Annotated in this window: 23 protein-coding genes and 1 pseudogene; 9 read left to right on the forward strand and 15 right to left on the reverse strand. The window is 71.6% G+C overall.

The features are described 5' to 3' along the window. The first annotated feature begins 93 nt into the window (after positions 1-93). Positions 94-1,107: a WD40 repeat domain-containing protein gene (locus NQO67_RS42395; RefSeq protein WP_255955974.1), complete on the forward strand. Its 1,014-nt coding sequence runs from the start codon at positions 94-96 to the stop codon at positions 1,105-1,107. A 547-nt stretch (positions 1,108-1,654) separates the two neighbouring features. On the opposite strand, the gene serC is transcribed toward NQO67_RS42395, so the two are convergent. Continuing rightward, positions 1,655-2,773, reverse strand: coding sequence for a phosphoserine transaminase (gene serC, locus NQO67_RS42400; RefSeq protein WP_255955975.1), 1,119 nt, complete (start codon positions 2,771-2,773; stop codon positions 1,655-1,657). Positions 2,774-3,109: 336 nt separating this feature from the next. Between serC and NQO67_RS42405 the strand changes: the two genes are divergently transcribed. The 5 genes from NQO67_RS42405 (at position 3,110) to NQO67_RS42425 (ending at position 10,963) form a co-directional block, all read left to right on the forward strand. Then, on the forward strand, positions 3,110-3,970 hold the full coding sequence (locus tag NQO67_RS42405; protein ID WP_255955976.1) for a Sco1979 family transcriptional regulator: 861 nt from the start codon (positions 3,110-3,112) through the stop codon (positions 3,968-3,970). A gap of 94 nt (positions 3,971-4,064) precedes the next feature. After that, complete coding sequence (locus tag NQO67_RS42410; protein ID WP_255955977.1) at positions 4,065-7,172, forward strand: FAD-binding and (Fe-S)-binding domain-containing protein; 3,108 nt, start codon at positions 4,065-4,067, stop codon at positions 7,170-7,172. 75 nt (positions 7,173-7,247) lie between these two features. Beyond that, the gene (locus NQO67_RS42415; protein WP_374119305.1) at positions 7,248-8,303 is read left to right on the forward strand and encodes an EamA family transporter; all 1,056 of its coding nucleotides are present in this window, start codon (positions 7,248-7,250) and stop codon (positions 8,301-8,303) included. Positions 8,304-8,433: 130 nt separating this feature from the next. Then, on the forward strand, positions 8,434-9,174 hold the full coding sequence (locus NQO67_RS42420) for an SDR family oxidoreductase (RefSeq protein ID WP_255955978.1): 741 nt from the start codon (positions 8,434-8,436) through the stop codon (positions 9,172-9,174). A gap of 196 nt (positions 9,175-9,370) precedes the next feature. Then, entirely contained in the window at positions 9,371-10,963 is a 1,593-nt protein-coding gene (locus NQO67_RS42425) for an APC family permease (RefSeq protein WP_255955997.1), read from the forward strand. Between the two features lie 27 nt (positions 10,964-10,990). Here NQO67_RS42425 and NQO67_RS42430 read toward each other — a convergent pair whose 3' ends face one another. Then, on the reverse strand, positions 10,991-11,407 hold the full coding sequence (locus NQO67_RS42430; RefSeq protein WP_255955979.1) for an ATP-binding protein: 417 nt from the start codon (positions 11,405-11,407) through the stop codon (positions 10,991-10,993). Positions 11,408-12,032: 625 nt separating this feature from the next. On the opposite strand from NQO67_RS42430, the gene NQO67_RS42435 reads away from it, so the two are divergent. Both NQO67_RS42435 and NQO67_RS42440 read left to right on the forward strand, forming a co-directional pair. After that, entirely contained in the window at positions 12,033-12,377 is a 345-nt protein-coding gene (locus tag NQO67_RS42435; RefSeq protein ID WP_255955980.1) for a MerR family transcriptional regulator, read from the forward strand. Between the two features lie 248 nt (positions 12,378-12,625). Continuing rightward, entirely contained in the window at positions 12,626-12,982 is a 357-nt protein-coding gene (locus NQO67_RS42440; protein WP_255955981.1) for a hypothetical protein, read from the forward strand. Positions 12,983-13,080: 98 nt separating this feature from the next. On the opposite strand, the gene NQO67_RS42445 is transcribed toward NQO67_RS42440, so the two are convergent. The 6 genes and pseudogenes from NQO67_RS42445 to NQO67_RS42470 form a co-directional block, all read right to left on the reverse strand. After that, positions 13,081-13,386: an SCO5918 family protein gene (locus tag NQO67_RS42445; RefSeq protein WP_255955982.1), complete on the reverse strand. Its 306-nt coding sequence runs from the start codon at positions 13,384-13,386 to the stop codon at positions 13,081-13,083. A gap of 59 nt (positions 13,387-13,445) precedes the next feature. Then, the gene (locus tag NQO67_RS42450) at positions 13,446-13,697 is read right to left on the reverse strand and encodes a CBS domain-containing protein (protein ID WP_255955983.1); all 252 of its coding nucleotides are present in this window, start codon (positions 13,695-13,697) and stop codon (positions 13,446-13,448) included. Between the two features lie 444 nt (positions 13,698-14,141). Then, complete coding sequence (locus NQO67_RS42455) at positions 14,142-14,345, reverse strand: cold-shock protein (protein WP_255955984.1); 204 nt, start codon at positions 14,343-14,345, stop codon at positions 14,142-14,144. Between the two features lie 431 nt (positions 14,346-14,776). Beyond that, positions 14,777-15,523, reverse strand: coding sequence for an SAM-dependent methyltransferase (locus tag NQO67_RS42460; protein WP_255955985.1), 747 nt, complete (start codon positions 15,521-15,523; stop codon positions 14,777-14,779). A gap of 276 nt (positions 15,524-15,799) precedes the next feature. Then, positions 15,800-16,063 carry a hypothetical protein gene (locus NQO67_RS42465; protein WP_255955986.1) on the reverse strand — a complete coding sequence of 88 codons (264 nt, stop codon included), beginning with the start codon at positions 16,061-16,063 and terminating at the stop codon, positions 15,800-15,802. Between the two features lie 92 nt (positions 16,064-16,155). Next, positions 16,156-16,329, reverse strand: a pseudogene (locus NQO67_RS42470) (DUF7848 domain-containing protein); the annotation flags it as partial. A gap of 484 nt (positions 16,330-16,813) precedes the next feature. Here NQO67_RS42470 and NQO67_RS42475 point away from each other — a divergent pair. Further along, positions 16,814-17,578, forward strand: coding sequence for a helix-turn-helix domain-containing protein (locus NQO67_RS42475; RefSeq protein WP_255955988.1), 765 nt, complete (start codon positions 16,814-16,816; stop codon positions 17,576-17,578). 33 nt (positions 17,579-17,611) lie between these two features. On the opposite strand, the gene NQO67_RS42480 is transcribed toward NQO67_RS42475, so the two are convergent. From NQO67_RS42480 to NQO67_RS42510, 7 genes are all read right to left on the reverse strand, one after another. Next, positions 17,612-18,157 (reverse strand): GntR family transcriptional regulator, encoded by a 546-nt coding sequence (locus NQO67_RS42480; protein ID WP_255955989.1) that lies wholly within the window; start codon positions 18,155-18,157, stop codon positions 17,612-17,614. Then, the gene (locus NQO67_RS42485; protein WP_255955990.1) at positions 18,154-19,200 is read right to left on the reverse strand and encodes a hypothetical protein; all 1,047 of its coding nucleotides are present in this window, start codon (positions 19,198-19,200) and stop codon (positions 18,154-18,156) included. Before NQO67_RS42485 ends, NQO67_RS42480 begins: the two co-directional genes overlap by 4 nt. A gap of 107 nt (positions 19,201-19,307) precedes the next feature. Next, complete coding sequence (locus NQO67_RS42490; protein WP_255955991.1) at positions 19,308-20,060, reverse strand: hypothetical protein; 753 nt, start codon at positions 20,058-20,060, stop codon at positions 19,308-19,310. A gap of 5 nt (positions 20,061-20,065) precedes the next feature. Further along, on the reverse strand, positions 20,066-20,854 hold the full coding sequence (locus tag NQO67_RS42495) for a carbohydrate ABC transporter permease (protein ID WP_255955992.1): 789 nt from the start codon (positions 20,852-20,854) through the stop codon (positions 20,066-20,068). Positions 20,855-20,979: 125 nt separating this feature from the next. Continuing rightward, positions 20,980-21,957, reverse strand: a complete 978-nt coding sequence (locus NQO67_RS42500) for a carbohydrate ABC transporter permease (protein WP_255955993.1) — start codon at positions 21,955-21,957, stop codon at positions 20,980-20,982. Then, complete coding sequence (locus NQO67_RS42505; protein WP_255955994.1) at positions 21,954-23,294, reverse strand: ABC transporter substrate-binding protein; 1,341 nt, start codon at positions 23,292-23,294, stop codon at positions 21,954-21,956. The genes NQO67_RS42500 and NQO67_RS42505 overlap by 4 nt, the downstream gene beginning before the upstream one ends. Before the next feature lie 189 nt (positions 23,295-23,483). Further along, complete coding sequence (locus NQO67_RS42510; RefSeq protein WP_255955995.1) at positions 23,484-26,003, reverse strand: GH116 family glycosyl-hydrolase; 2,520 nt, start codon at positions 26,001-26,003, stop codon at positions 23,484-23,486. Between the last annotated feature and the right edge of the window lie 53 nt (positions 26,004-26,056).

Raw genomic sequence — 26,056 nt, forward strand, 5'->3', positions numbered from 1 at the left:
CCGTGTCCGACCCGATCCCGCCCGTTCGCCCGTTGGCCTGCCGTTGGGCGCCCGGTGGCCGGCTCGGGTGTCACACGATGGCAGGCTTGGGCCATGCGTCGTTCGCTGAGGCCCCTGGTCGGGGCCGCCCTCCTCGTCGTGCTGTCAGCGCTGTCCGTGGCGCCTGTCGCCGCCACCTCGCCGTCGTCCGCGCCCGGCACGCCCCATGTGTTCACGATCGAGGACCCACGGATCACCGAGTCCAGCGGCCTGGCCGCCAGCCATGCCCATCCGGGCATCTACTGGACGCACAACGACAGCGACGACGGCCCGTACCTCTACGCGATCGACTCGAGGACCGGCAAGACCGTCGCCACCGTCACCATGAGCGGCGTCGGGAAGCCGCGCGACGTGGAGGCCATCTCCATGGGGCCCGACGACACGCTCTACGTGGGCGACACCGGCGACAACACCGGGGGCGGCTGGTCGCACGTGTGGATCTACCGGCTCCCGGAGCCGAAGGAACTGCACGACCAGACGGTACGGGCCACCCAGTACACGGTGACGTACGCGGACGGGCCCCGGGACGCCGAGGCGCTGATGGTGCACCCGAAGACCGGGCGGGTCTACATCGCCGACAAGAAGGAGGACGGCGGCCACCTCTTCGAGGGCCCGGCCACCCTCTCCCCGACCGGTACCAACGTGTTCCGGAAGGTGGCCCCCATCGATCTGTGGGTGACCGACGGCGCGTTCTCGCCGGACGGTGACCAGCTGGTGGTGCGCGGCTACTTCGGCGGCATCCTCTACGACTGGCGCAACGGCCGTCCGAAGCGCAAGGCGACGCTGACGGTGCCCATGCAGGGGCAGGGCGAGTCCGTCACGTACACGGCCGACGGATCGGCCCTGATGTACGGCAGCGAGGGCGCACGCAGCCAGGTCGTGCCGGGACAGCTGCCGGGCGCCGGGTCGGGGGGCCCGTCCCACGGCGCTTCGGGCCAGAGCGGTGGCTCCGCCGGCGGCAACGTCCTGTCCCCCGACTACACGAAGATCGCCGTGGTACTGATCGTCGCCCTCGCCGTGCTCTACGGCGGCACGCGGGTGGCGTCGCGCCGGGCACGGGAACGGTGACGGCTGCCGTTGACCGGTCGCCCCGGCACCGCGGGGTCGAGGGTGCCCTCGACGCACCTGAAGGGGCGCGGGGCTGTGACATTGTGCGGCTCCGCCGCGTGGGCGCGACCGGCTCCGACGAGGCCGTCGGGTCGTCACCGTCCCGGTGGGGCTGTTTCTGTCGTGTCCCGACCTCCCCCACTCTCGGCTTCGCTCGAGCGGGAGGTACCCCCATGCCGGTGGTGGGCTGGTCGCGCAGTTCCCCGCGCCCCTTATATGGCGCCTTCGGCGCGCCTGAGGGGGCGCGGGGCTGTGCCATCCGCGTGGGCGCGCTCGGCGCGCTTTAGGGGCGCGGGGAACTGCGCGACCAGCCCCGACGAGACCGTCGGGTCGGCACCGGCCTGAAGGGGCTGTCTCGGCCGTGGCCGGGTGGAAGGCGCCGGAAGGCGCCAAGGGCGCGAAAACGCCGAGTCCGGCCGGCCCGGGCGAGGGAAACGCCTGGCGGGCCGGCCGGACCGGGGAAACCGGGGAAACCGGGGAAACCGGGGAAACCCGGGGGAAAGTCGTCCTACAGCTGCTCGATGACGTAGTCGACACACTTCGTGAGGGCCTCGACGTCCGCCGGGTCGACCGACGGGAACATCGCTACCCGCAACTGGTTACGACCCAGCTTGCGGTACGGCTCGGTGTCCACGACACCGTTCGCCCGCAGCACCTTGGCGACCGCCGCCGCGTCGACCTCGTCGCTGAAGTCGATCGTGCCGACGACCTGCGAGCGCTTGGCCGGGTCGGACACGAACGGGGTCGCGTACTTGAGGTCCTCGGCCCAGCCGTACAGCGTGCGCGCGGAGGTCGCGGTACGCCGCACCGCCCAGTCCAGGCCGCCCTGACCGTTGATCCACTCCAGCTGGTCGGCCAGCAGGAAGAGGGTGGTGACGGCGGGGGTGTTGTACGTCTGGTTCTTGCCCGAGTTGTCGATCGCGGTCGGCAGGGAGAAGAACTCCGGGACGTGCCGGCCCGAAGCGTGCACCCGGGCGGCGCGCTCCAGCGCGGCCGGGGAGAAGATGCCGATCCACAGGCCGCCGTCGGAGGCGAAGGACTTCTGCGGGGCGAAGTAGTAGACGTCGGTCTCGGAGATGTCGACCGGCAGGCCGCCGGCGCCCGATGTGGCGTCGACCAGGACGAGGGAGCCCTCGTCGGCTCCGTCGACCCGCTTGATGGGCATCGCGACGCCGGTGGAGGTCTCGTTGTGCGTGTAGGCGTAGACGTCGACGCCCGCTTCCGCCTTCGGCTCCGGGTGGGTGCCGGGGTCGGTGGAGATGACGCTGGGCTCGGCGAGCCACGGGGCCAGCTTCGCCGCCTTGGCGAACTTCGAGGAGAACTCACCGAACGACAGGTGCTGCGACTTGTTCTCGATCAGACCGTGGGTCGCGACGTCCCAGAAGCAGGTGGTGCCACCGTTGCCCAGGACCACCTCGTACCCGTCGGGAAGGGAGAACAGCTCGCGCACGCCCTCGCGTACCCGCCCGACCAGGTTCTTGACCGGGGCCTGGCGGTGGGAGGTGCCCAGCAGGGAGGCACCGGTGGCGGCGAGCGCGTCCAGCGCTTCCGTACGCACCTTGGAGGGGCCCGAGCCGAAACGGCCGTCCGCGGGCTTGATGTCAGCAGGAATCCGGATCTCAGCCACGGTCGGGAGCGTAACCCCTTTCCGAAACCGGATGGAAACGTGGTCCGTCCGGTGAGACGGGGCCGGTGGGAGGGGCAGCGGGGGCCGTCCGGCAGGCGTGCGGAGGGTGTACGGCGGGTGTCCGGTCGCCGAGCGCCCGGCGACCGCCGGCCGTTCGGATGTCTGTTCGCAGAGCTGGCTTCTTCGTCAGGACTGCGTCGTTTTCGCTCGTCAAGGTGGCGTTGGCCCGGATCCGGCGGGTCTGGCGGCGGCCACGTACGGATTACGTTCGCGCACCTGCAGTGACGCAAGGGCTGTGGCAGACTGCGGCACATCAGTGGGCTCGGAGGTGGGGGAGTGAGTGAGCCGAGGTCGGCTCCGACGATCGGTCAGCTCGTCCTGAGCAGGCAACTCCGCGAGCTGCGCGAGAAGGCCGGAATGAGCCGGGAGCACGCCGCCGACCTGCTGCACGTCGCACCCGCCACGGTCCGCCGCCTGGAGACCGCCGAGGTTGCCCTGAAGATCCCGTACGTGCGGATGCTGCTGCCCGCGTACGGGGTGCCCGAGGCGGACGTGGAGGCGTTCCTCCGGCTGGCCGACGAGGCGAACAAGCCCGGCTGGTGGCAGCGCTACCACGACATCCTGCCGGACTGGTTCAGCGGCTACGTCAGCCTGGAGGAGTCCGCGAAGACGATCCGCTCCTACGAGCCGCACTTCGTGCCCGGTCTGCTCCAGACCGAGGACTACGCCCGGGAGGTCCTCACCACCGGCTCGGTCGGCTGCCACGAGCCGGCGCACGTGGAACGCCACGTGGCGCTGCGCCTCGAACGGCAGACGCTGCTGCAACGGCCCGGCGCGCCCACCTTCTGGGTCGTGATGGACGAGACTGCGCTGTTGCGTCCCGTGGGGCCGCCCCAGCTGATGCGGGCCCAGCTGGACCGGCTGCTGGAGGCGACCGAGCAGCCGAACGTGACGCTCCAGGTCGCCGAGCTGGCCGCGGGCCACCACCCCGGCACGTACAGCCCCTTCGTGCTGTTCCGCTTCGCCCTCCCCGAGGTGCCGGACATGGTGTACGTGGAGTACCTGACCGGCGCGCTCTACCTCGACCGGCCGGACGAGGTCACGGAGCACAAGGAGGCGCTGGACCGCATGGTGGTGCATGCGGAGTCCGCGCGCCGCAGCCGGGACATCCTGCGGCGGTACCGCCAGGAGTTGTGATCGTTCCGGTTGTCGTGTGTGGCCGGCAGCCGTCGGTCGTCAAGGAAGCGTGACCACCGGGTTCCGTGTCGTGCACCGGATGCATGCTGGAGTAATGACGGAACTCGACGGTGTGGCCCAGGACACCCGCGCGGACGGGGCTGCCGCGCTCCACAAGGACCTTCTCGCCGCGGTGCGCGGCGGCGCGGCCGATGTGGACTTCTCGGCGACCGCCCGGGCCCTGAACACCATGGACGCCTCCAACTACCGCCGCGTACCCCTCGGCACCGTCGCCCCACGCGACGCCGACGACGTGGCCGCCGCCCTCGCCGTGTGCCGTGACCACGGCGTGCCGGTCGTCGCACGCGGCGGCGGCACCTCGATCGCGGGGCAGGCCACCGGCACCGGGGTGGTCCTGGACTTCACCCGGCACATGAACCGCATCGTCGCCCTCGACCCCGAGGCGCGCACCGCGGTCGTGCAGCCGGGCCTCGTCCTGGACCGGCTCCAGGAGGCCGCCGCCCCGCACGGGCTGCGCTTCGGCCCCGACCCGTCGACGCACGGCCGCTGCACCCTCGGCGGCATGATCGGCAACAACTCCTGCGGGTCGCACTCGGTGGCCTGGGGCACCACGGCCGACAGCGTCCGGGAACTGTCGGTGGTCGGGTACGGGGGCGAGCGGCGGCGCGCCGGAAAGGACCTGGAGGGGGCGCCCGAGGGGCTGCGGGAGCTGGTGGAGGGCGACCTGGCGCTGCTGCGCACCGGCTTCCCCGAGCTGCCGCGCCGCATCTCCGGCTACGCACTCGACGCCCTGCTGCCGGAGCACGGCGGCGACGTCGCCCGCTTCCTGTGCGGCACCGAGGGCACCCTCGCCGTGCTGACCGAGGCGGTCGTGGACCTCGTCGAGATGCCGCGCGCGCGGGTGCTCGCCGTGCTCGGCTATCCGGACGAGGGCGCGGCGGCGGACGCCGCCGCCGGGCTGCTGCCGCACCGTCCGCTGACCGTCGAGGGCATGGCGGCCGACCTGGTGCCGGTCGGCACGGCGGGACTGCCGAAGGGCGGCGCCTGGCTGTTCGTGGAGGTCGGCGGCGACACCGGCGACGAGGCACGCGCACGGGCCGAGGCGCTGGTGCGCGCCGCCGACGTGGTCGACTCGGTCGTGGTGAGCGATCCGGCCGGGCAGCGCATGCTGTGGCGGGTACGCGAGGACGCCAGCGGCACGGCCACCCGGATGCCGGACGACTCGGAGGCCTGGCCCGGCTGGGAGGACTGTGCGGTGCCGCCGGCCCGGCTCGGCGCCTACCTGCGCGACTTCCGCACCCTGCTGCGCGCCCACGACCTGCGCGGCACGCCCTACGGGCACTTCGGTGACGGCTGCATCCATGTGCGCATCGACTTCGACCTGATCGGCGCCGACGGGGTGCGGCGCTTCCGGCGGTTCTCGGAGGAGCTGGCCGAACTGGTCGTCGCACACGGCGGGTCGCTCTCCGGCGAGCACGGCGACGGTCTGGCGCGCGCCGAGCTGCTGCCGAAGATGTACGGCACGGAGCTGGTGCGGCTCTTCGAACGCGCCAAGGCCCTGTGGGACCCGTCCGACGGGCTCAACCCGGGCGTCCTGGTGCGCCCCGCCCCGCTCGACGAGAACCTGCGGTTCACGCCGCTGCCCGCGGACCGTGTCGACGTGGCCTTCGGCTACCCGCACGACGGCGGTGACTTCTCGGCCGCGGTGCGCCGCTGCGTGGGCGTCGCGAAGTGCCGGACGACCGCGGTGGCGCCCGGGGACACGGCCGTCATGTGCCCGTCGTACCGCGCCACCGGCGAGGAGCGGCACTCCACGCGCGGCCGGGCCCGGCTGCTGCACGAGATGCTGGCGGGCGGCGTCGAGGGCGCGCCCGGACCGGCCGCGGGCACGGCGGGAGCCGGCGCGGGCGGCAGCGGCGGGCCCGTGGACGTCGTCATCACCGACGGCTGGCGCTCCACGGAGGTCCTGGACGCGCTGGACCTCTGCCTGTCCTGCAAGGGCTGCCGTTCGGACTGCCCGGTCGGCGTCGACATGGCCACGTACAAGGCGGAGTTCCTGCACCACCACTACCAGGGGCGGCGGCGCCCCGCGGCGCACTACGCCCTGGGCCGGCTGCCGCGCTGGCTGCGCGCGGTCAGCAGGCTCCGGCTGGCCGGCGCGGCGAACGCGGCGGCGCGGGTCGGCCCGCTGGCGGCCGTCGCGAAGCGGCTCGGGGGCATCGCGCCGGAGCGTGAGATTCCGCCGCTGCCGCGTGAGACGTTCCGGCAGTGGTTCGCCCGCCGGCCCGACGTCAGCGGGGTGGCGGGCCCGCACGGCGCCCGCGTCACGGAGGGGTCCGGCGCCGGGGAGGCGGCGGGCCAGGACGGCACCGGGGACGCGGCCGCGGATGCGTCGGTGACGGGTGCGTCGGTGACGGGTGCGCCGGTGACGGGTGCGTCGGTCGGCGGCGACGTCACCGTGCTGTGGCCGGACACCTTCACCAACCACCTCTCGCCCGACGTCGCCAAGGCGGCCGTCCGGGTCTTCGAGGACGCAGGGCGGCGGATCGCGGTGCCTCCGGACGGCGTGTGCTGCGGTCTGACGTACGTGTCGACCGGCCAGCTGGACCAGGCGCGCGCCGTCCTGCGGCGCACCCTGGACCTGCTGGAGCCGGCGGGCTTCGAGGGGCCCATGGTGGTGCTGGAGCCGAGCTGCGCGGGCGCGCTGAAGACCGACCTGCCCGAGCTGCTGCCCGACGATCCCCGGGCCCGGCGGCTGGCCGACTCGGTGCGTACCTTCGCGCAGGCGTTGGAGGAACAGGCCCCCGAGTGGGTGCCGCCGCGCCTCGACCGGGCCGCCGTCGGCCAGACCCACTGCCACCAGCACGCCGTGCTGGGCGACGCCGCGGAGCGCCGGCTGCGCGACCGCGCCGGCCTGACCGGCACCCTGAGCGGCGGCTGCTGCGGGCTCGCGGGCAACTTCGGTTTCGAACGCGGCCACTACGACGTGTCGGTGGCCTGCGCGGAGGAGCAGCTGCTGCCCGCGGTGCGGCAGGCACCGCCCGGGGCTGCCGTCCTCGCCGACGGCTACTCCTGCCGCACCCAGCTCCGGCAACTGGCCGGAACCCGCGGACGGCACCTCGCCGAGCTGCTGGCGGAGGCCCTGGACGGGCGGGAGGCCGGCGAGCAGGAGCCGGAGGGGCGGGGGGACGATCGTCCCTGAACGACGCTCCCTGGGTGATGCCCGGCTCGGAGAGTTCAGTATATTGGACGCCGAGTCGATTAGATTGGACCTCCGATGAGTAGCGGAAGGGCGGCGGACGCGCACGCGCCGGTCGGGCCCGGCAGGCCCACTTCCGGCGGCGACCCCGGCTTCGGTGTTGCCGGCGGTGTTGCCGGTGCCCCCGGCGCTTCCGGCGCCTCTGGTGCTTCCGGTGTAGCCGAGGTGGCCGGTGCGGGGTCCGGCGTCGGGTCCGCCGGCCAAGGGGGCGAAGGCGGTGGGCGGGCCACGGCCGGTGCGGTCGCCCTGGTGACGTCCGGAATCGTCTCCGTCCAGTTCGGCGGGGCGCTCGCCGTCTGGCTGATGCCGCGCACCGGTCCGCTCGGCATCGTCACCCTGCGGCTCGTCGTCGCGGCCCTGGTGCTGCTGGTCGTGTGCCGGCCCCGGCTGCGCGGTCACTCGCGCGCAGACTGGGGCACGGTGCTCGTCTTCGGTGTCGCCATCGGCAGCATGAACACCCTCATCTACCAGTCCGCCGCGCGCATCCCGCTGGGTATCGCCGTGACCCTGGAGGTACTGGGCCCGCTGGCGCTGTCGGTGATCACCTCCCGCCGGCTGGTGAACGTGCTGTGGGCGGGGCTCGCCGTCACCGGGGTGTTCCTGCTCGGCGGCGGAGGCCTCGGCGGGCTGAACGTCGCCGGTGCGGCGTTCGCGCTCTGCGCCGGTGCGATGTGGGCCCTCTACATCGTGTTCAGCGCCCGCACCGGTCGCCGCTTCCCGCAGGCCGACGGGCTGGCGCTGGCGATGACCGTGGGAGCGGCGCTGTCGCTGCCGATGGGCGTCCTGTCGGCCGGGTCGCGGCTCCTCGTGCCGAGCACCGTCGGCATCGCAGCCGCCGTCGCGATGCTGTCGTCGGTCCTGCCCTACACCCTCGAACTGATCGCCCTGCGTCGCCTGCACGCCGCCTCGTTCGCCATCCTGATGAGCGTGGAACCGGCCGTCGCGGCCCTCGCGGGCTTCCTCGTCCTGCACCAGTCCCTGAGCCTCGTCGACGGCCTCGCCATCGCCCTGGTCATCGCGGCGAGCATGGGCGCGGTACGCACCCGGGTCGGGGGCGCACGCCCTGCCGCCTGAGGGGTGCGGCCGGCGCGTGTGCGAGGGACCGCGAGCCCGATTGCGCGGGGGACAAGCCCGATAAGGCAGTCTTTTCCGTGCGCCGACCAGCGTCAGCGGACAGCAGAAATAGTAGAAAATGGAACATCACATGACACGACCGGTCACCATCGTCACGGGCGGCAGTCGGGGAATCGGCGCCGCGACCTGTGTCCGGCTCGCCTCCGACGGGCACGACGTGGCCCTCGGCTACGTTCAGGACGCCACCGCGGCGGAGCGGACCGCCGCCGAGGTGCGCGCCGCCGGGGCGCGCTGCGTCACCGTGCGCGCCGACACCGCGTCCGAGGCGGACGTGGAGCTACTGTTCGACACCGCCGCCGACCAGCTCGGCCCGGTGACCGGACTGGTCAACAACGCCGCGGTGAGCGGCCCGCTGACCCGGTTCACCGACGTGGAGACGGCGGTCCTGCGCCGGGTGCTGGACGTGAACGTGCTGGGCTGCCTGCTGTGCTGCCGCCGCGCCGCCCGTGACATGGCGGCGGCCGGCGGCGGCGCCATCGTCAACGTCTCCTCCGGCGCGGCCACCCTCGGCAGCCCCGGCGAGTACGTGCACTACGCCGCGTCCAAGGCGGCCGTCGACACCCTCACCCTGGGCCTCGCCAAGGAGCTGGGCCCCGACGGGATCCGGGTGAACGCGGTGGCCCCCGGACTCGTCCAGACCGACATGCACGCCGCCATGGGCGACCCGGACCGCCCGGCCCGGATGGCCCCCGAGATCCCGCTGCGCAGGGCCGCCGACCCCGCCGAGATCGCCGCCGCCATCGCCTGGCTGCTCTCCGCCGACGCCTCGTACACCAACGGTGCGGTGCTGCGGGTGGCGGGCGGACGGTAACGGCTGCAAGACCCCGACCGGACCCCCGGCCAGGCGTCCGGTCACGCGTCCGGTCAGGCGTCCGCCAGGCGTATCCGCTCGCCGGCGCGGAAAGGCTGCACCTGTGAGTGATCAGGAGCCGCCCCCGAAGGACGCGCCGGGCCCGGGTGGCGGGTCGGGCGCCGTAACCGGTGCCGTGCTGACGCAGGAGCACCGGCTGCGCAAGGACCTCGGCTTCGTCGGGCTCACGGCGATCGGGTTCTCCAACATCGTTGGCTCCGGCTGGCTCTTCGCCGCGCTGTTCGCCGCCCAGACCGCGGGTCCTGCCGCACTGCTGTCATGGCTGGCGGCGGGTGCGTTGAGCGCGCTGGTCGCGCTGGTCATGGTCGAGCTCGGCGCCACCCGCCCGGAGGGCGGCGGCACGGTCCGCTGGCCGCTGTACGCGAGCGGTCGGGTGGTCGGCACGGTGATCGGGTGGTCGGTGCTGCTGTCCGTCGGCGGCACCGCGGCGGAGATCGCCGCGATCATGCAGTACGCAGCGCACTACCTGCCCGGCCTGTTCCACGACGGCCGCATCACCGCGTCGGGGCTCGGGGTGGCCACCGCGCTGAGCGTGCTGCTGACGGGCCTCAACTGGTTCGCGGTACGCCTGTTCGCGCGCCTGAACAACCTGGTCTCGGTGCTGAAGATCCTCATCCCGGTCATCACCGTCGTGGCCCTGTTCCTGTCGGGGACGCACGGCGGGCGCCTCACCGACCACGGAGGCTTCGCCCCGTACGGCTACGCGGCCTGCCTGAGCGCGCTCGCCAGCGGCGGCATCGTCTACTCCGTCAACGGCTTCCAGGCGCCGCTGGACTTCTCCGGCGAGGCCCGCAACCCGCGCCGCACCATCCCGGCCGCCGTGCTCGCCGGGATCGGCCTCGCGGTGCTGCTGTACCTGACGCTGCAACTGGCGTTCCTGTTCACGGTGCCGGACCGGCTCCTGGTGCACGGCTGGCAGGGCGTCAACTTCGACTCGCCCTTCGGCCAGCTCGCCCTCGTCCTCAACCTGCACTGGCTGGCCACGCTGCTCTACGCCGACGCCGTGATCTCCCCCGGTGGCTCCGCATACGTGGGCGTCGCCATCGACGCCCGGCACACCTACGCGCTCGCCAAGAGCCGCCTGCTGCCGCGTTACTTCATGCGCATCAACCCGCGGCACGGCATGCCGCACCGGGCGCTGGTGCTGAACCTGCTGGTGATCATCGTCTTCATGCTGCCGTTCGGCGGTTGGCAGGACATCGTCAGCGTGATGGGCATCATGTACCTGCTGGTCTACGCGGCCTCGGCGGTCGCAGCCGCGGCGTTCCGCGCGCACGACCGCGAACGCGGCGTCGAGCGCTCCGTCGGGCGGGTGCCCGGGGTGCGCTGGATGGCGCCGTTGAGCTACGTGGTGGCGAGCGAGTTCGTGTACTGGTCCGGCTGGCACGATCTGCGGCTGGCGTTGCCGATGGTGCTGGGCGGAGTGCCGTTGTACCTGCTGCTGCGCTGGGGCGACCGGCGCGGCGCGGTGCCGGGCGGTGCCGCGGACCGCTCGCCCACCCCGGTCCGGGAGCTGGTCACCGGCGCCTGGCTGATCGTCCATCTGGCCGTCCTCACCCTGCTCTCCTGGCTGGGCACCTTCGGCGGCTCCGGGCAGCTGACCGCGCCGTACGACACGATCGTGGTGGCCGTGGTGTCGCTCGCGGTGTTCCTCTGGGCGGTGCGCTCGTCGGCCACCCACCTGCGGACGTCCCCACCGCCGGTGCGCCCGGTCGAGGCCGCGGGCTGAGGACGGCTTCGCCGTCGTCTCCGGCGGTCAGCGCGGGACGGCGGCGAGGATGGTCTTGCCCGTCCCGGGCCCGGGGACGATGGTGACGCCGCTGGCGAGGCAGCGGATCATGGGCCAGCCGAAGCCGCCGGCGCCGCCGTCGAGATCCGGGGTCCGTTCCCGCGGGGGCGTGGGGCTGGGGTCACTGACGGCGACGTGCAACCCGTCCGCGTCGGCATTCAGCCGCATCCGGTAGCGGCCGCCGCCATGGCGCAGTGCGTTGGTGGCCAGCTCGGACACCACCAGGGCAAGGGTCTCCGCGCTTTCGGCGGCCGGGGGCGGGTCGAGGTTCTCGGCGAAGGCGCGGGCGACGTCGCGGGCGTGCGCCACGCCTGCCAGGCTGTCGTCCTCCAACACGACGGGCCTCGCGAGAGATGCCGTCTGGACTGTCTCCGTCTCGCTCATGGGCAGAACACCCCTGCCTGGTCGGTTGTACCGCTGGGTATCACTAGTGCCCCGCGAGTCCGGCTCTCAATCGGACACATGACTCTTGCAGGTGCGCAAGCCGAAGAATCACAGCACCTGTGGATGGAGTAAATCTGTAGTGGCGGAGGTAGACATTGCCGTTGGCGGGGGGTAGTGTTTTCTCCGTAGCCAAGAAGCGCAACGACATGGATCCACCGACACGGCAGAGACGAACTGCCGTGCAAGCAGGTCAAGCAGGTGCGGTCCGGCAGCGGAGCGGCGGAGCCGGAAGTGAAGGGTTCCTCCACTGGCTGCCGGACCGAGCGGCCCCAGGGGTCGCGCAGCAGTACCGCGTAACCAGGTAAGTAGGTAGGCAGTACGACAAGGTAAGGAGCAGAGCGCCATCAGGATCGCCCGGGCGAGCGAGATCGCCCGGGTACCGCAGGCCCCGGATTGGAAGGTGGTCCCCGGTCACGCATCCGCGATCCCCGCAGCCCCGCCCTCCCAGGCGGAACCTGCGGACACAGATGGCTGGCACAGCCGGCCGTAGATGGTGTTGAAAGCTCGGGGCCCGAGCGCCAGTCGGCGCTCGGGCCCCTCGACGCGTCCCCGGAAGAAGAGGTCTATGCCCCCTCGCAGTACCCGCCCCACCGTCCCCCTCGAGGACGACGACTATCCCGCCTACACCATGGGCCGGGCCGCCGAGATGCTCGGCACCACCCCCGCGTTCCTCCGCGCCCTGGGGGAACACCGCCTGATCACCCCCCTGCGCTCCGAAGGCGGCCACCGCCGCTACTCCCGCTACCAGCTGCGCATCGCCGCCCGCGCCCGCGAACTCGTCGACCAGGGCACACCCATCGAGGCCGCGTGCCGCATCGTCATCCTGGAAGACCAGCTCGAAGAGGCCCAGCGCATCAACGAGGAACTCCGTGCCCGCCGCACCGGCGAGCCGGGCCCCTCGTCGGCCTGACCGGACTCAGCCTGTGGACTGTCCGGACTCAGGCTGTGGACTGTCCGGGCTCAGCCTGTGGACTGTCCGGACTCAGCCTGTGGAGCCGAGCCGAGCCGAGCCGGACCGAGCCGGACCGGCCGGAGCGGTCCGGAGCGGGTGCGACACCGCTCCGGCGGGTGCGACCCACCGCTCCGGCGGGTGCGACCATCGCAAGACTTCTCCACCAGGAAGGACGCCGGACCGGCCGGTGCATAAAATGCAATCTCATGCCGAAGCCTGACGAGCTGATCGTTGACATCGCTGCCCGTGTGGAATCCGGGCAGAGCAACCAGATGCCCCTGACCGTGGTCACCGGTGGTGCCGTCATCACCGGTCGCCTGGCCCCCGAAGCCGTATGGCGGCAGCGGGTGTCGGAGGTGCTGCGGGACTCCGACCAGTTGGGCGAGTTCTCCGCCTCGTTCGACGCTCCCGTCCAGCGGGACAGGCCGCCCACGCATCTCCACTTCCACGTCGCCCGGATCCTCCAGGGCGCCATGGGAATCCCCGAGACGGGCGGGATGTACCGCGTTGCGATCGAGGACGTCAGCGCCTGGACCGTGGGGGACTTCAGCTACTCCGACTGACCCGCCGCGCCGGGAACGGCATCCGCCGAGAACGGCATCGTACGAAGGAGGGCCCTACCGGCGCACGCCACGCCGGTAGGACCCTCCTTCCTTGCTGTTCACGACATGGGGGCGCCCAGCATCGCGGAAGCCTGCCGGAGCGGATCGACGATCCTCGCGGTTGCGGCCTTGGGGACGGTGCGGCAGGTGAAGCCGAGTTGGGCCATGGCCCTGAGGACCTCACCGCTGCTGAAGTCGCGGCGGTCCTGGCGGGTGACGACCTGGCCGACCTGCATGACGGGGTAGCGGCGGCGGCCGATGAGCACGGAATCGCCGGTGACCGGCTCAGGCGTGACGTCCTTCATCGATTCCAGCACGCCGGCCTTGGTGAGCTCGAACGGAAAGCGGGCGATGACACATCGCATGGTGCCTCACTAGGGAGAAGGGAGAAGAATGGGGTGGTGGTCGGTGGTGGTGGGGCCGGTCAGCGGACGTCACGCAGGCGGACCCGGTCCGTGTATCCGGGACTGTCCCGCACGGTGGTGAGCCGGGCCCGGGTGACCAGGCCGGTGCACTGGCCGTCCTCGTCACAGACGACGAGGTGACGGGTGCGGGCGGCGGCCATGACAGACAGTGCCACCTCGACCGTCATGTCGTTCCAGACCTGCGGCCCGGTCGCGTCCACGCCGTCCGTCGGCGTCCTGTGCGTGGGGTTCTCGTTCGTCGAGCGTGGCATCGCGCGTGGGTGCGTCTGGACCAGCGTCAAGAGGTTCCTCCTACCGAGCCGGGTCAGCGGCGAACTCGCCCTGCAATGCGGCGGGTCAGTGGCTGTGACCACGAGTGTTCATGCGTTTGCGGTTCCTGCGAGCCTTTCTCGCTGCGGCCGCATATCGAGTAATCCCCGCAGTGATTCTCGAGGCGGACAATTAACGGAACGGGCCGAAGGGAATAGGAGAAAGGAAATCTCTTGGGGTGACCGCGAACTGGATACGGCGTTCAGGGCGTCGACCGCCGGGGTCCCGCACTGGAATCCAGTGCCGGCATCCCGGGGTGGCACGTGTGGATTTCCTGGGAATTGTGCGCGGCGACCGGCGCACCGTGAGATGCATGTGGCTGGGGCCCGCACCCCGAAGGATGCGGGCCCCAGCCGTGCGTATGCGTCAGTCGCGTCGGTCGCGCTTCAGGCAGGAACGATGTTCTCGGCCGTCGGGCCCTTCTGGCCCTGCGCGATGTCGAAGGTCACCTTCTGGCCTTCGAGCAGCTCGCGGAATCCCTGGGTGGCGATGTTCGAGTAGTGGGCGAACACGTCAGCGCCGCCGCCGTCCTGCTCGATGAAACCGAAACCCTTTTCCGAGTTGAACCACTTCACGGTTCCGTTGGCCATGTCATTCTCCTTCGGGGTAGTGCGCAGGTGTTCGCACCGTGCGGACACCGCGTCGCCGCAATGATTTACCCCGCCCGGAAAAGACCGGAACTATCACCATGCTGCCAGTGTCGTGGAAGCTCACTGGAATGCATCTGAAAGTTCGGGAACCACAACTGCAACTGAGAGTGACAGTAGCACGCCGCATCGGCTCGTGCGACTTCCAAAATTCCACTCGCGTGCGCGCAGCAACAAATCTGTATGCAAGCCCCGTTGAACTCTCGTATCGCGAGCACAGATATTGGGGCGGTCGGAGCGCAGTCTTTCGGGGGGAGCGTTCCGGTGTTTCCGGTGTTTTAGGTGTTTCCGGGAGCGCGTTTCGGGTGTCGTGAGCGGTGCGAACCCGGGGCGCGGGCGGTGGTCCGCATGCGCCCACGCCCCGGGCACCCTGCTCATCGCGCGATCAGCGCGAACACCCCCCATCCGAGGTATTCGCGTTGGTAGCGCACGTGCTGGACGGGGGCGGTGTCGAGCTCGGCACGCATCTCGGCCGCCAGCTCGTCGTCGGGGTGGGTGTCCAGCCAGCGTCGGACGGAGAGCCATTGGGCCGCCGCGTAACGGTCCCAGCTGTCCTGGTCGGCGAGGACCATCTCGACGACGTCGTAGCCGAGCACCGCGAACCGCTCGACGAGTTCCGGCAGTGGCCGGAAGTCGTCCCTGTGGCCGGCGTGACAGCCTTCCACGGTGGCCTGGTCCGGCGGCTCAAGGCGCCAGTACGGCTCGCCGACCAGCAGCATCCCGCCGGGGGCGAGGCTGCGGCGCATCAGCTCGACGGTGCCGTCCAGGCCACCGCCGATCCAGGTGGCGCCGAGGCAGGCGACGATCCCGACCGGTTCCGCGGCCACGTACCCGGCCGCGTCGCCGTGCACGAACGTGACCCGGTCGGTCACGTCCAGCTCCTGCGCACGGGCTCGGGCGCCGCCCAGGAAGACGGTGCTGATGTCCACACCGGTCCCGGTGATCTGCCAGTCCCGCGCCCAGGTGCACAGCATCTCGCCGGACCCGCAGGCCAGGTCGAGGATCGTCGTGCCGGGCGCGGGCGTGATCGCCCGGCCGAGGGTGGCCAGTTTGGTGTCGTCGAACGGGTTGTGGATGCGGTGGTGCCGCTCACGGATGGTGAATGGGCGTGGAAGATCCACTTCTGGGGTTCCTTCGGTCCGTCGGTGTCATGCGGGTCGACGTGGACCGGCGCGCGTACGCGGCGGCGCCGCCGTGGAACGACGGCTGCCGGTTGCGGCCGGCCGTACCTGCCAGGACCGTCATCACTACGCACCTCATTTGCGCGACGTGCGCCCGCCGGGTGGGGGCCAGTGGGCTGCCCTGAACGGCAGGCTCCCCGGCGGACCCGGCACACGGACGCGAGGACCTTTGGACGGGGGGAGGGTAGGGGCGGTGTGGGGGGAGCGTCCAGCGGATTACGGGTGTGCGCGGTGGGGCGATGAGTCCCGGTCGCCAGTGAGCGCCACGGTGAGCCTGCGCGCCGTCTGCATGTTGCAGCGGCCCAGTTCGACCAGGGGACGTGGGTACTCGTCCGCGTACGCCGCGGCGTCCACTTGCAGGGACGGCAGCACGATTCCGGCAGCGTGCAGTGCCGCGCGCAGCTCGTCGCGTACCCGCTCCGCCTCCTCGATGGGGCCGTGGGCCGAGTTCCGCGCGTTCGTGGTGGTCGCCTGCGTCATGTCGCTGGATTCCCTTCGTTTCAGAATTCGGATGTCGCGCAGTGGCACTGTGGGGGTGGTTGGTGGGCGTGGCCCCCATGCCGACCGTTCCGTCACGCGTCTCGGCGTGCTGTTTCCCGTTCGTAGAGCGGGTTGGTGGGTGCCGGGTGGGCGACGAGTGGTGTGGTGGTGATCTCGCGGTAGGCGCGGTGCCCGGTCAGGTCGGTGTGCTGCGCGGCCCACAGGTCGGTGCGGCGCTGTTCCGAATCCGGCTCGGACATCTCGTCACATGTGCGGCACTACACTTCGTGCACGCGCGCAAGGGCATGTCCCTCACCATCCCGCTCGGGGTTGACAGTCCACTCCGCTTGCCGGGTGCCAGGGCGAAGGCCGCTCGTGGGGCTTCGGCCTTCGGGTGGCACCCGCCGGGATCGGCCGCGCGCCGCTGCCTGCAAGTACCGCAGGCGTACGTCCCCCAGCTGGGCCGTTCGGTGTCGATGCGGGCCGGTACCCGCTGCACGTCCTCGGCCAGCCCCCCCGTGCGCCTCGCACCAGGACACCGTGCGGATCGGGTCGTAACCCTGGCCCATGCTGCCGCTCCTCTCGCGAGCGTCGGCCGGCCTCCACGTCCGCCGGACGCAAGAGGTTCTCCTGCGGACCACAGTGGCCCGACGACCAGGAGCCGCGCGATGACAGACAAGGCGTCATATCGGCGACACACAGGGCGTCATTTCGGTGTCATTTCGGCGACTGCGGGACTACCTTGAGTACATGACGTCACCGAACGGCGCACTTCGAGCCGCCCGTATGGGCCTGTTGATGAGTCAGGACGACTTCGCCCGCGCCCTCCGAGAGGCGGGACAACGTGCCGGTCAGCCCAACGACGCGTCCAAGCGTCTCGTGCAGCGCTGGGAGTCCGGTACCACGGCCGCGCCCCGACCGGTCTACGCCCGCGCCCTCGAAGTCGTCACCGGCCTGCCCATCGAGTCCCTCGGCTTCGCGGCGTCCGTGCCCACCGTCCGGGTCTCGGACGACGGACGGGGCGGGCACGACGTTGAAGATGCGGCCTTTGGCATCACGGCACCCAGCACAACGCCGCCACAGCCGGCGGCCCGGGGGAACTACTCGGGGGTGTGGCTGTCCGCGTACGAATACGTGTCCAGCAGCAGGGGCAACGAGGTCTTCACCGGCAAGCACTTCGTCGTGCTGCTCCAGCACAACAACCGCATCACGGCACGGAGTCTGCCGCGGGCCGCCACCAACGGCGGGAGTCAACTGACCCTGGACCTGGAGCTGGAGACCAACACGTTGACGGGCACCTGGACGGAGCAGACCGCTTCGGACGGCTACTACCGGGGTGCCCGGTACCACGGTGCGATCCAGCTGCTCATCGAGCCGACCGGGCGCCGTATCGCCGGTAAGTGGGTGGGCTTCGGCAAGGAGTTCGACGTGAACACGGGGCCCTGGGAACTGCGGCTCATGGACTCGTCGACGGCCAAGAAGACGCTGGATGCGTACAACAGGCCACCGGAGTGACTGCGGCTGTCCTGTCCCCCCGTCCCCTGTCCCTCACCCGATGCGGAGTTCGTAGCGCAGGCGCTGCCGGTGCGCGGGCATGATCATGATGTCCGCCTGGATCGGCCGGTCGTCCGCGTCCCAGGTGGTCCTGGCCAGCCGTAGCACCGGCTCGTCCGGAGCCAGTCGGAGCGCGGTCCGTTGCTCGGGGTCGGGCATGTGGGCCGTCACCTCCTCCTGTACGCGTACGCCGACGTGGCCGAGCGAGGCCAGCAGGGTGACCGCGCCGCCGCGGATCTTCCCCGTGCGGCCGAGCGGCGTGCCGCGGGCGATCTCCGCCGGGTAGTACGTGTCCGTCAGCTCGCAGGGTTCCTCGTCGAGTTCGATGATCCGACGGCGCACGACCACCGGCTCACCCTCGCGCACGCCGAGCAGTCCCGCCACTTCCGCGTCGGCCGGCACTTCTCCGGCCGCCACGATGCGCTGACCGCCGCGACGCCCACGTGCCGCCGCCTCGGCACCCCATGCCTCTGGTTGCCCGTTCGAGCGCGGCGTGAGGTAGGGCAGGGAGCTGCCGACCCACGAGGCCCCTTGACTCATGTCGACCGACCGTCCTTCCTGGCGTACACAGAGTGTGCCCGCGGCGGACCGTCAGGCACACTCAACCGCCCCCCGCCCCCGCCCACCAGCGTCCACATCATCCCCGCCCCCGTCAGCACGGCCGCGACGTGCAGCGCCACGGCGACCGCGACGTTCTCCGGGTAGCCGACATCGCTCGGGTGCGCCACTGCCACGTACACCGTGGCCGGCAGCCGCCAGCCGCTCCACGCGAACAGGGAGCCCGATCCCAGCCACGCCAGCGCGAGCAGCAGTGGATACGGCAGCCGGGCCGACCGGCTCCGGACGAGCGCGAGTACGGCGGCGGACGCGGCGAGAGCCCAGCATGCGCTGACTCCGACCAGCACATGCCAGCTGGCCGGCCGCTCGTCGCGGTGTGCGATGCCCAGGGAGCCACCGGCTGCCCAGTAGGCCCAGGCCAGGCCGGTCGCGGCGGCGGTCACGGTGGGCCACGGCGGTCCGGAGGAAGTGCGGGTGGCGGGTTGCTCCGGCCGGCGCAGTGCGTGGGGCCAGCGCCGTCGCAGGTAGGCGGGAAGCGCGATGGCCAGTGCGATCCCGGTGGCCACGAAGCTGCACTGGAGCAGCACCGCTTCCCATCCCGGCATCGCCGCGTCACCCCCTGAGCCCCCTGAGGCCACCGTGCCCCCTGAACCCCCTGAACCCCCTGAGTCCCCTGCGCCTCCCGGACTCGCCGTCCCGGCGTTCACCAGCGCGCTGACGAGCACGAACGGCAGGATCGACACCAGGAAACCCGCCCCGACCCAGGCGACGAACCCCACCAGCCAGCCGGGGATCCGCATTCCCCACGGCCGTACCAGCGCCAGCCCCAGCGTGATCCCGGCCGCGGCCATACCGATCGTGACGGTGTTGAGCACCAGCCACCCGCCCAGGCTGAACCCCCGCCCGACCGGCAGCAGGCCGAGTAACGAACCGACCACCCACGACACCTTGATCACGAGATACGGCACCAGGGCCGCCGCCGCCCCGTACGCCGCCGCACGCCCGATCCGGTCCCCACGCTCCACCAGGTCTCCCTCCGCCGGAGATCCTCATCCTCCGGCGCCCGCGCACCCCTGCGCGTCAGCCCTCGGGCGCAACCCGCTACCCCGCTGGTCTGACTCGCTTCTCCGCCTTACGGGGCATGGGCGACGTGGTCGCCCGCCCCTGCCCCCGGCGCCCCACCTCCCAGCCGCACCACCGACGTCCACACCGCCGCCACCGCCACCGCGGCCGCCGGTGCCGGGACCAGCAGGAGGACCGAGGCGGTCCAGCGGGTTGCCGCCCAGATGCCGAGGGCCGTCAGGGTGGGGGCGGCCAGGAAGCGGAGGGGGAGGCGGATGGTGAGGTGGAGGGCGTAGCGCCACAGGGTGGGGCCGCGAAGGTGGGGGTGCAGGGAGCCCAGGGCCAGGGCGGCCGGGAGGGCGGGGGCGGCGAGGACGGCGCCGGCGCCGCCGACTGCCAGGGACGGCAGCAGGAGGACGTTGCCGGTCTGGGTCCAGGCCGGCCACGCCGTCAGGAACACCGCGGTGGGGAGCGCGGCCAGGAGTGACTGGCGGCAGCCGAAGCCGGCCAGCGTGCGCAGGTCGGTCCACCAGAGCCGTGCGGTGGCCTGGTCGGCGGCGGCGATCCGGCCGACGGTGCCCATCAGCGCGGCGGTCACCGGGCCCAACAGCACCGCAGCGACCAGCACCGAAACCGGTGTGAGGCCGGGCGCCAGCCACACGGTGACCGCGGCCGCCGTGCACACCGCGGCGCTCGCGGCGAGCAGCGTGGGCAGGCCGGGCCACAGGCCCTTCAGGAGGCGGGTGAGGATCTCGTCCTCCGATGCCGCGTCCTGGGCAGGTTCGGGTTCCGCCGTCCGCGGTGCCGTGCGTGGCGAGGTCACCGCCCTCACCCCCGTAGCCCGGACGACGCGATGCTCGCGACGAAGCTGCGCTGGAAGGCCAGGAACACCACGAGGACGGGCACCACGACGGCGGTGATCGCGGCGAACACCACCACCGACGAACCGCCCTGGCCGGCCTGGAGCGAGACCAGGCCGATGGGCAGGGTCATGTGCTCGGGGCTGCTGAGGAAGATCAGCGGGCCGAAGTAGTTGTTCCACGACAACTCGAACGCGAGGATCGACATCGCGGCGAGCGCCGGGCCCGACAGCGGCACGATCACCCGGAACAGGATCCACAGGTGCCCCGCCCCGTCCAGGATCGCGGCCTCGTCGAACTCCCGCGGGATGGTGTTGAAGTACTGGCGGAGGAAGAAGATCGAGAAGACGTTGATCAGGGCCGGAAGCCAGAGCGAGGGCAACTGGTCGACCAGGCCCAGGTTGCGCATCAGGACGAACACCGGGATCACCGTCATCTGCACCGGCACCATCAGCGCGCCGATCATCACCAGGAACACCGTGTCACGGCCCCGGAAGTGCAGCCGGGAGAACGCGTAGGCGGCCAGCACGCTCACCAGCAGCGAGCCCACCGTGGACAGCACGGCCACCTGGAGGCTGTTCAGGGCCATCCGGCCGAACGGGATCAGGTCCGGCACGCCCCGGAAGTTGTCCAGGGTGAAGGGGTGCGGCACCCAGTTCGGCGGCAGCGAGAACGCGGCGTTCTCGGCGGTGACGCTCTCCACCACCAGCCAGACGAGCGGGGCCACCATCGCCAGGCCCACCAGGAGGAGGACCACCCTCAGGACGGCTGAGGGCAGGAGCCTTCGGACGGGGCGTGGCTGCGCGTGCGTACGGGTACGACGGGTACGCGAGTCCGTCCGTGTCCGCCTACGGGCATCCGGCTGCGTTCGCGTCTGCGTGCTCACCGCTCGTGCACCCACTTCCGTGCGCCGCGGAACTGCACCAGCGTGACCGCCATCATGATCACGAAGACCAGGAGGGCCACCGCCGAGGCGTAGCCGACCTGGAAGGACTGGAAGCCCTTCTGGTAGAGGTACATCACGATCGTCACCGTCGAGTCGTCCGGGCCGCCCTGGGGCGTGATGATCTGCACCGGGTCGAAGATCTGGAAGGCCCCGATGAAGGTGATCACCGCGGCGAAGAAGATCGTGGGGGACATCATCGGGATCGTGACGTGCCACAGGACCTGCCGGGAGGTGGCACCGTCGCTACGGGCCGCCTCGACGAGTTCCTTCGGCACCGTCTGCAACCCGGCGAGCATGATGATGAACGTGTAGCCGATGGTGTGCCAGAAGTCGATCCCGATGATCGCCGGCAGCGCCCAGGAGGGGTCGTTGAACCAGTCCGGGGTGTGCCAGCCCAACTGCCCCGCGTAGTAGGGGATCAGCCCGAAGGTGGGGTCGAGTACGTACTTCCAGAGCAACGCGACCGCTGCCCAGGAGATGACGAACGGGAAGAACAGCGCGGTGCGCACGAAGTACGACAGCACCTTGCCGGTCAGCCGGTTCACGCCCAGCGCGAGCAGCAGGCCGCCCGCGAGGTGGGTGACGACCGACGCCAGGGCGAAGAGGAAGGTGTGCGCCAGCGCCTTGTACAGCAGGGGGTCCTGGAACATCGTGGTGAAGTTGCCCAGGCCCGTGAAACGCGCCGGGGTCAGCATGTCCCAGCTGAACAGGCTGAGCACGATCGCCGCGAGGAACGGCCCGGCGATGAACACCACGAAGAGGAGCAGGGCGGGGCTGAGGAACAGCCATCCGGTCCAGGCCGGGTGCCGTCCGTCCCGTGCGGAGGGCGGTCCTGCGGAGGGCGGTCCCGCGGAGGGCGGTCCCGCGGAGCGCGGCGCCCCGGCTGTTGCGGGGTCGGCTGCGGAGGCGGTCATACCAGGCCTGCGAGCTTGTCGTTGGCCGCCCGCAGCGCATCGGCGACCGGCTTCGTCCCGGTGATCGCCGCCTGCCAGCCCTGGGTGATCGCCGCCTGCGTCTCGGCGCCGCGCTCCGGGGACGGGATCGGGGTGCCGTAGGTGATCGCCTTCGCCAGCTGCTCGCTGCCGGCGGGCGCGTCGGCGAGGAAGTCCTTGCCCTGGGCCACCGAGTTGCGCGCCGGGATGTTGGTGCCGCCGATCTTCGCGTAGAAGACGGCGGCGTCCTTCGACATCAGCCACTTCAGGAACGTCCAGGCCGTCTCCTTGTTGTGGCTGGCCTTCAGGATCGGCCAGCCGTCCCAGCCGATGGGCGAGCCGTGCCCGGCCTGCACCGGCCAGGGCATGATCCGTACCTTGTCGACCAGTTTCAGCCGCCGCATGTCGAGGGTGGGCCAACGCCCGCCGCCCAGCGCGGCCAGCTTGCCCTTGGCGAGCTGCGCCGCCGCGTCGAAGGTGCCGCCTGGCTTCGGGGACAGGCCGTCGTCCAGCAACCCCTTGACGTAGGTGGCCGCCTCGATGGCCGCCGGAGAGTCGAACGTGGGCTTGTCCCAGTCGGCGTTGAAGGTGCTGGCGCCGTTGGTGAGCAGCCACGGCATGATGTCGACGAAGGGGAAGCCGTAGCCGAGGGGTAGCAGGTAGGCGCCGGTGCGCGCCTTGATCCGCTGGCCGGCGCGCCGGAAGTCGTCCCAGGTCCAGCCCTTGTCGGGGAGGTCCACGCCGGCCTTGTCGAAGACGGTCGTGTTGCAGTACAGGACGGTGGAGTTGTAGCCGCCGGGCACGAAGTACGTCTTTCCGTCGGGCGAACCGTACTTCTGCGTCCACTGCTTGAGCTTCGGGTCGGCGTCGTCGTAGTAGTCCGTCACCTCCTTCTTGTCGAGCGACAGGTACGCGTCGAGCGGTTCCAGCAGGCCCTTGGAGGCGAACAGGCGCTGCCCCTCCGTGGCGACGTCGACGATGTCGGGCACCTGGCCGCCGGCTATCTGCGTGGAGACGGTGTTGGCGAAGGTCGCCCAGTCCTTGGCGGCTATCCCGCGCGCCTTGATGGTGATGCCCGGGTGGGCCTCGTGGAAGGCGTCGAAGAGCTGGTTGAACGCCTTCTGCTGGGTGGCGTCACCCAGGTAGATCAGGGTCAGCGACCCCTTGCTGGCCGTCCCGGAGGGGGAGTCGGAGCCGCCGCATCCGGTCAGCGCGGGCGCGGCGGACACCGCGAGGCCCGCCGCCGCGGTGAGACGGAGCGCCTGGCGGCGCGTGGGGGTGGGCGTGGGATCGGGCGTGGTCGAGCGGTCGGTTTTCATGGACCCTCCTTGGGCCGGGGCGGAGCGGGAAGCGTGGGGGCGCGGGGCGGCTCGGCGGCTCACGGGTGCCCGCGTGCGACGGGGTGGGAGGCGCGAGCTGGGTAGCCGGTGAGCTGAGTAGCCGGTGAGCTGGGTAGCCGGTGAGCTGGGGTGCGCTGTGGTGGGCGCTACGGGGCGGGGGCTCTGCGGCTACGGGGCGGTCGCCGCCGGCCGTAGTCGAACGGTGAGCGGTGCGCCGTCCCATGACCCGGTGAAGCGGGCGCGCGGTCCGTCGGGGCTCGCGTCGACCGTCACGGTGCCGACGGTGCCGCCGGCGATCACCGGCCACCGGCCGGGCAGCGGGTCCAGTTCGACGGTGCCGGTGACCCGGTCGACCACCGTACGCGGCCAGGCGTGCGCGAGACCGAAGGACGCCATCGAGCGCACGTAGTGCCGACCGCACTCGACCTCGTCGAACGGGTTGCGGGCCCGCCCTGCGTAGCGCTCCCGGACGTCGGTGACGATCCGGCCGGCCGCCTCCCGGTCGCCCTGGGCGGCCAGGCAGACGGCGGCGGTGTACTCCAGGCCCGTCCACACCTCGTTGCAGTACGGGAAGGGGCGGGTGGGGCGGTTGGCGCCCGGATAGGTGCAGTTGAGCAGGCCGCGTTCGGCGCCCAGCGCGAAGCTGCGCAGGTGGTTGAGGTGGGCGTGGAAGCCGTCGCGGTGGTTGTGCCGCACCACGGTGCGCATCGCGGTCGCCGTGTGCCCCGCGTCGAGGCGGTCGTCCAGGCCGCACAGCAGCGCCAGGGCGTGCCCGGCGAGCTGGTCGGTCATGCAGCCGTCGCCGATCTGGAGATCGGGATCGGTCAGGTCGTCGGAGCCGACGTCGGGCGTGTCGCCGTCGTAGCGGATGCGCAGGCCCTCGGCGATCCGGTCGGCCGAGCCGGCCGGCCTGACGTGCTGCGGGTAGTAGGAGCCGTTGAACAGCTCGGCGTCCGTCCAGGACGCGCCGCTCGCCAGGACGGTCTCGCAGCGCCGGGCGAAGTCGGGGTCGCCGGCCGCGTCCGCCATGACCGCGCAGGCGGCGAGCGCGGCCAGGTACCACGACTGGTTGACGCCGTTCGGGCCGTAGTACTCCACGTCGCTGGTGCTGTGCTGGCAGCCCTCCATCACCCCGTCGGCGTCCGCGTCCCAGCCCAGCGGGATCCAGGCGAATTCCATCGCGCGGCGGGCGCCCGGCCAGTGCGCGGCGAGCAGGTCGTCGCGGCCGGTCAGCCGCCAGGTGCGGAAGAGGCGCACCAGCGCGCCCATCTGGCCGTCGGCCGCGGCCACCCGCCAGCCGGTGCCCTCGGTGGCCAGCGGCAGCCCGGCGCGGAAGCTCATCAGCCCTCGCTCGTCCAGCGAGTGGACGAACTCCACCTCCCGCATCGTCCAGGCGAGGTCGGGAAAGAGCTGCTCCAGCGCATACTGGTAGTTCCAGACGTGGGTGCAGCTGCCGTGACAGCTGCCGTGGTCCGGATTGCAGCCCTCCCAGGCGAGGAAGGTGCCGTCGGCGATCCGGAAGCACGTCGGCGACTTCAGCACCGCCGTGTTCGACAGCACCGCGTCCTGCACGGCCGGCGGCAGCGTCGACGACGTCACCGTCTCGACGTAGGCGCGGGTGCGGTCCTCCAGCGCCGGCAGGTCGGGCAGCACGGCCCGCACCACGTCGGCGGCGTCCGTGAACAGGCGCGCGTAGTGGTTGCCCACGATGTCGTCGCTGTGGCCGTGGTCGGGCGGGCCCTGCCAGGCGTGGCGCCAGCCGCGGCGGTGCGGGAAGTGCCAGGCGATGAGGAAGCGGAAGTCCTCGGTTGCGCCCGGTGCGATGGTCTTGCTGACGACGAGCGAGCCGGTCGGGACGCGGGCGCCGTCGGTGGGCTCGTCGAGGCGGCCGTCGGCCTGGAAGTCGTCCCAGAAGTCGAGCAGCGAGTCGCCCCACGAGCGCTTGGCCCAGTTCAGGCGGTGGCTGCTGACGGGGGCGTCGACCGCGGCCAGCGCCAGGGTGCCCCAGGACTCGGACCCTTCCGTGTTGCCGGTTGTCGCGTTGCCGTCGGTCGTTGCGTTGTCGGTTGCGGCGTCGCCGCGGCCCAGGAGGACGGTGGCGCCGTTCAGCTCGAGTCGTTCGAAGGTGTTGCCGGAGGGCACCTCGTCGGGCGCCTTTCCGTGCCGGCGACCCACCACGTTGCGCAGGCTGGCGCACACGTCGACCGTGACGGGGGAGTCGCCGGTGTTGCGGATCCGCGCCCGGTAGACCAGCGCGGGGATGCCGCTCGCCTCGGCGTCCCCGGGCACCAGCGGGTTGTAGGCGCCCACCGTCGCCTGCACGGGCAGGTCGGGGTCGTCCAGCGTGACCTGCCCGAACGGGTAGGCGGCGGCGAACTCGCCGGTCCGGAAGCGGGGGAGGCCGTGCAGCGGGGAGGTGCTGCCCCAGTGACCGTCGTACTCGGTCTCCAGCAGGGATCGTTCCAGGACCCGGGCGTGTACGGCGTCTTCGCCCGCCACTCGTACGGCGAAGAACGAGTCCGGGCTGAAGCCCTTCGCGGGGCGGTTGAACAGCTCCCAGTCGATCAGCTGACCTCGTCCGCCGAAGCTGATGCACCCGGTGCCGATGCCGCCCACCGGCATGGCGATACGCGCCAGTTCGCTGTCGCGATAGCGCCGGACCACGGGCCACAGGTCGTCGTTCGTCACCGGGCCGTCCTCCCCGCATGTTGCTTGACCGGGCTCCCAGCACATCACAGGTG

The organism is Streptomyces odontomachi, from assembly GCF_024435355.1.
Classification (GTDB): Bacteria; Actinomycetota; Actinomycetes; order Streptomycetales; family Streptomycetaceae; genus Streptomyces; species Streptomyces odontomachi.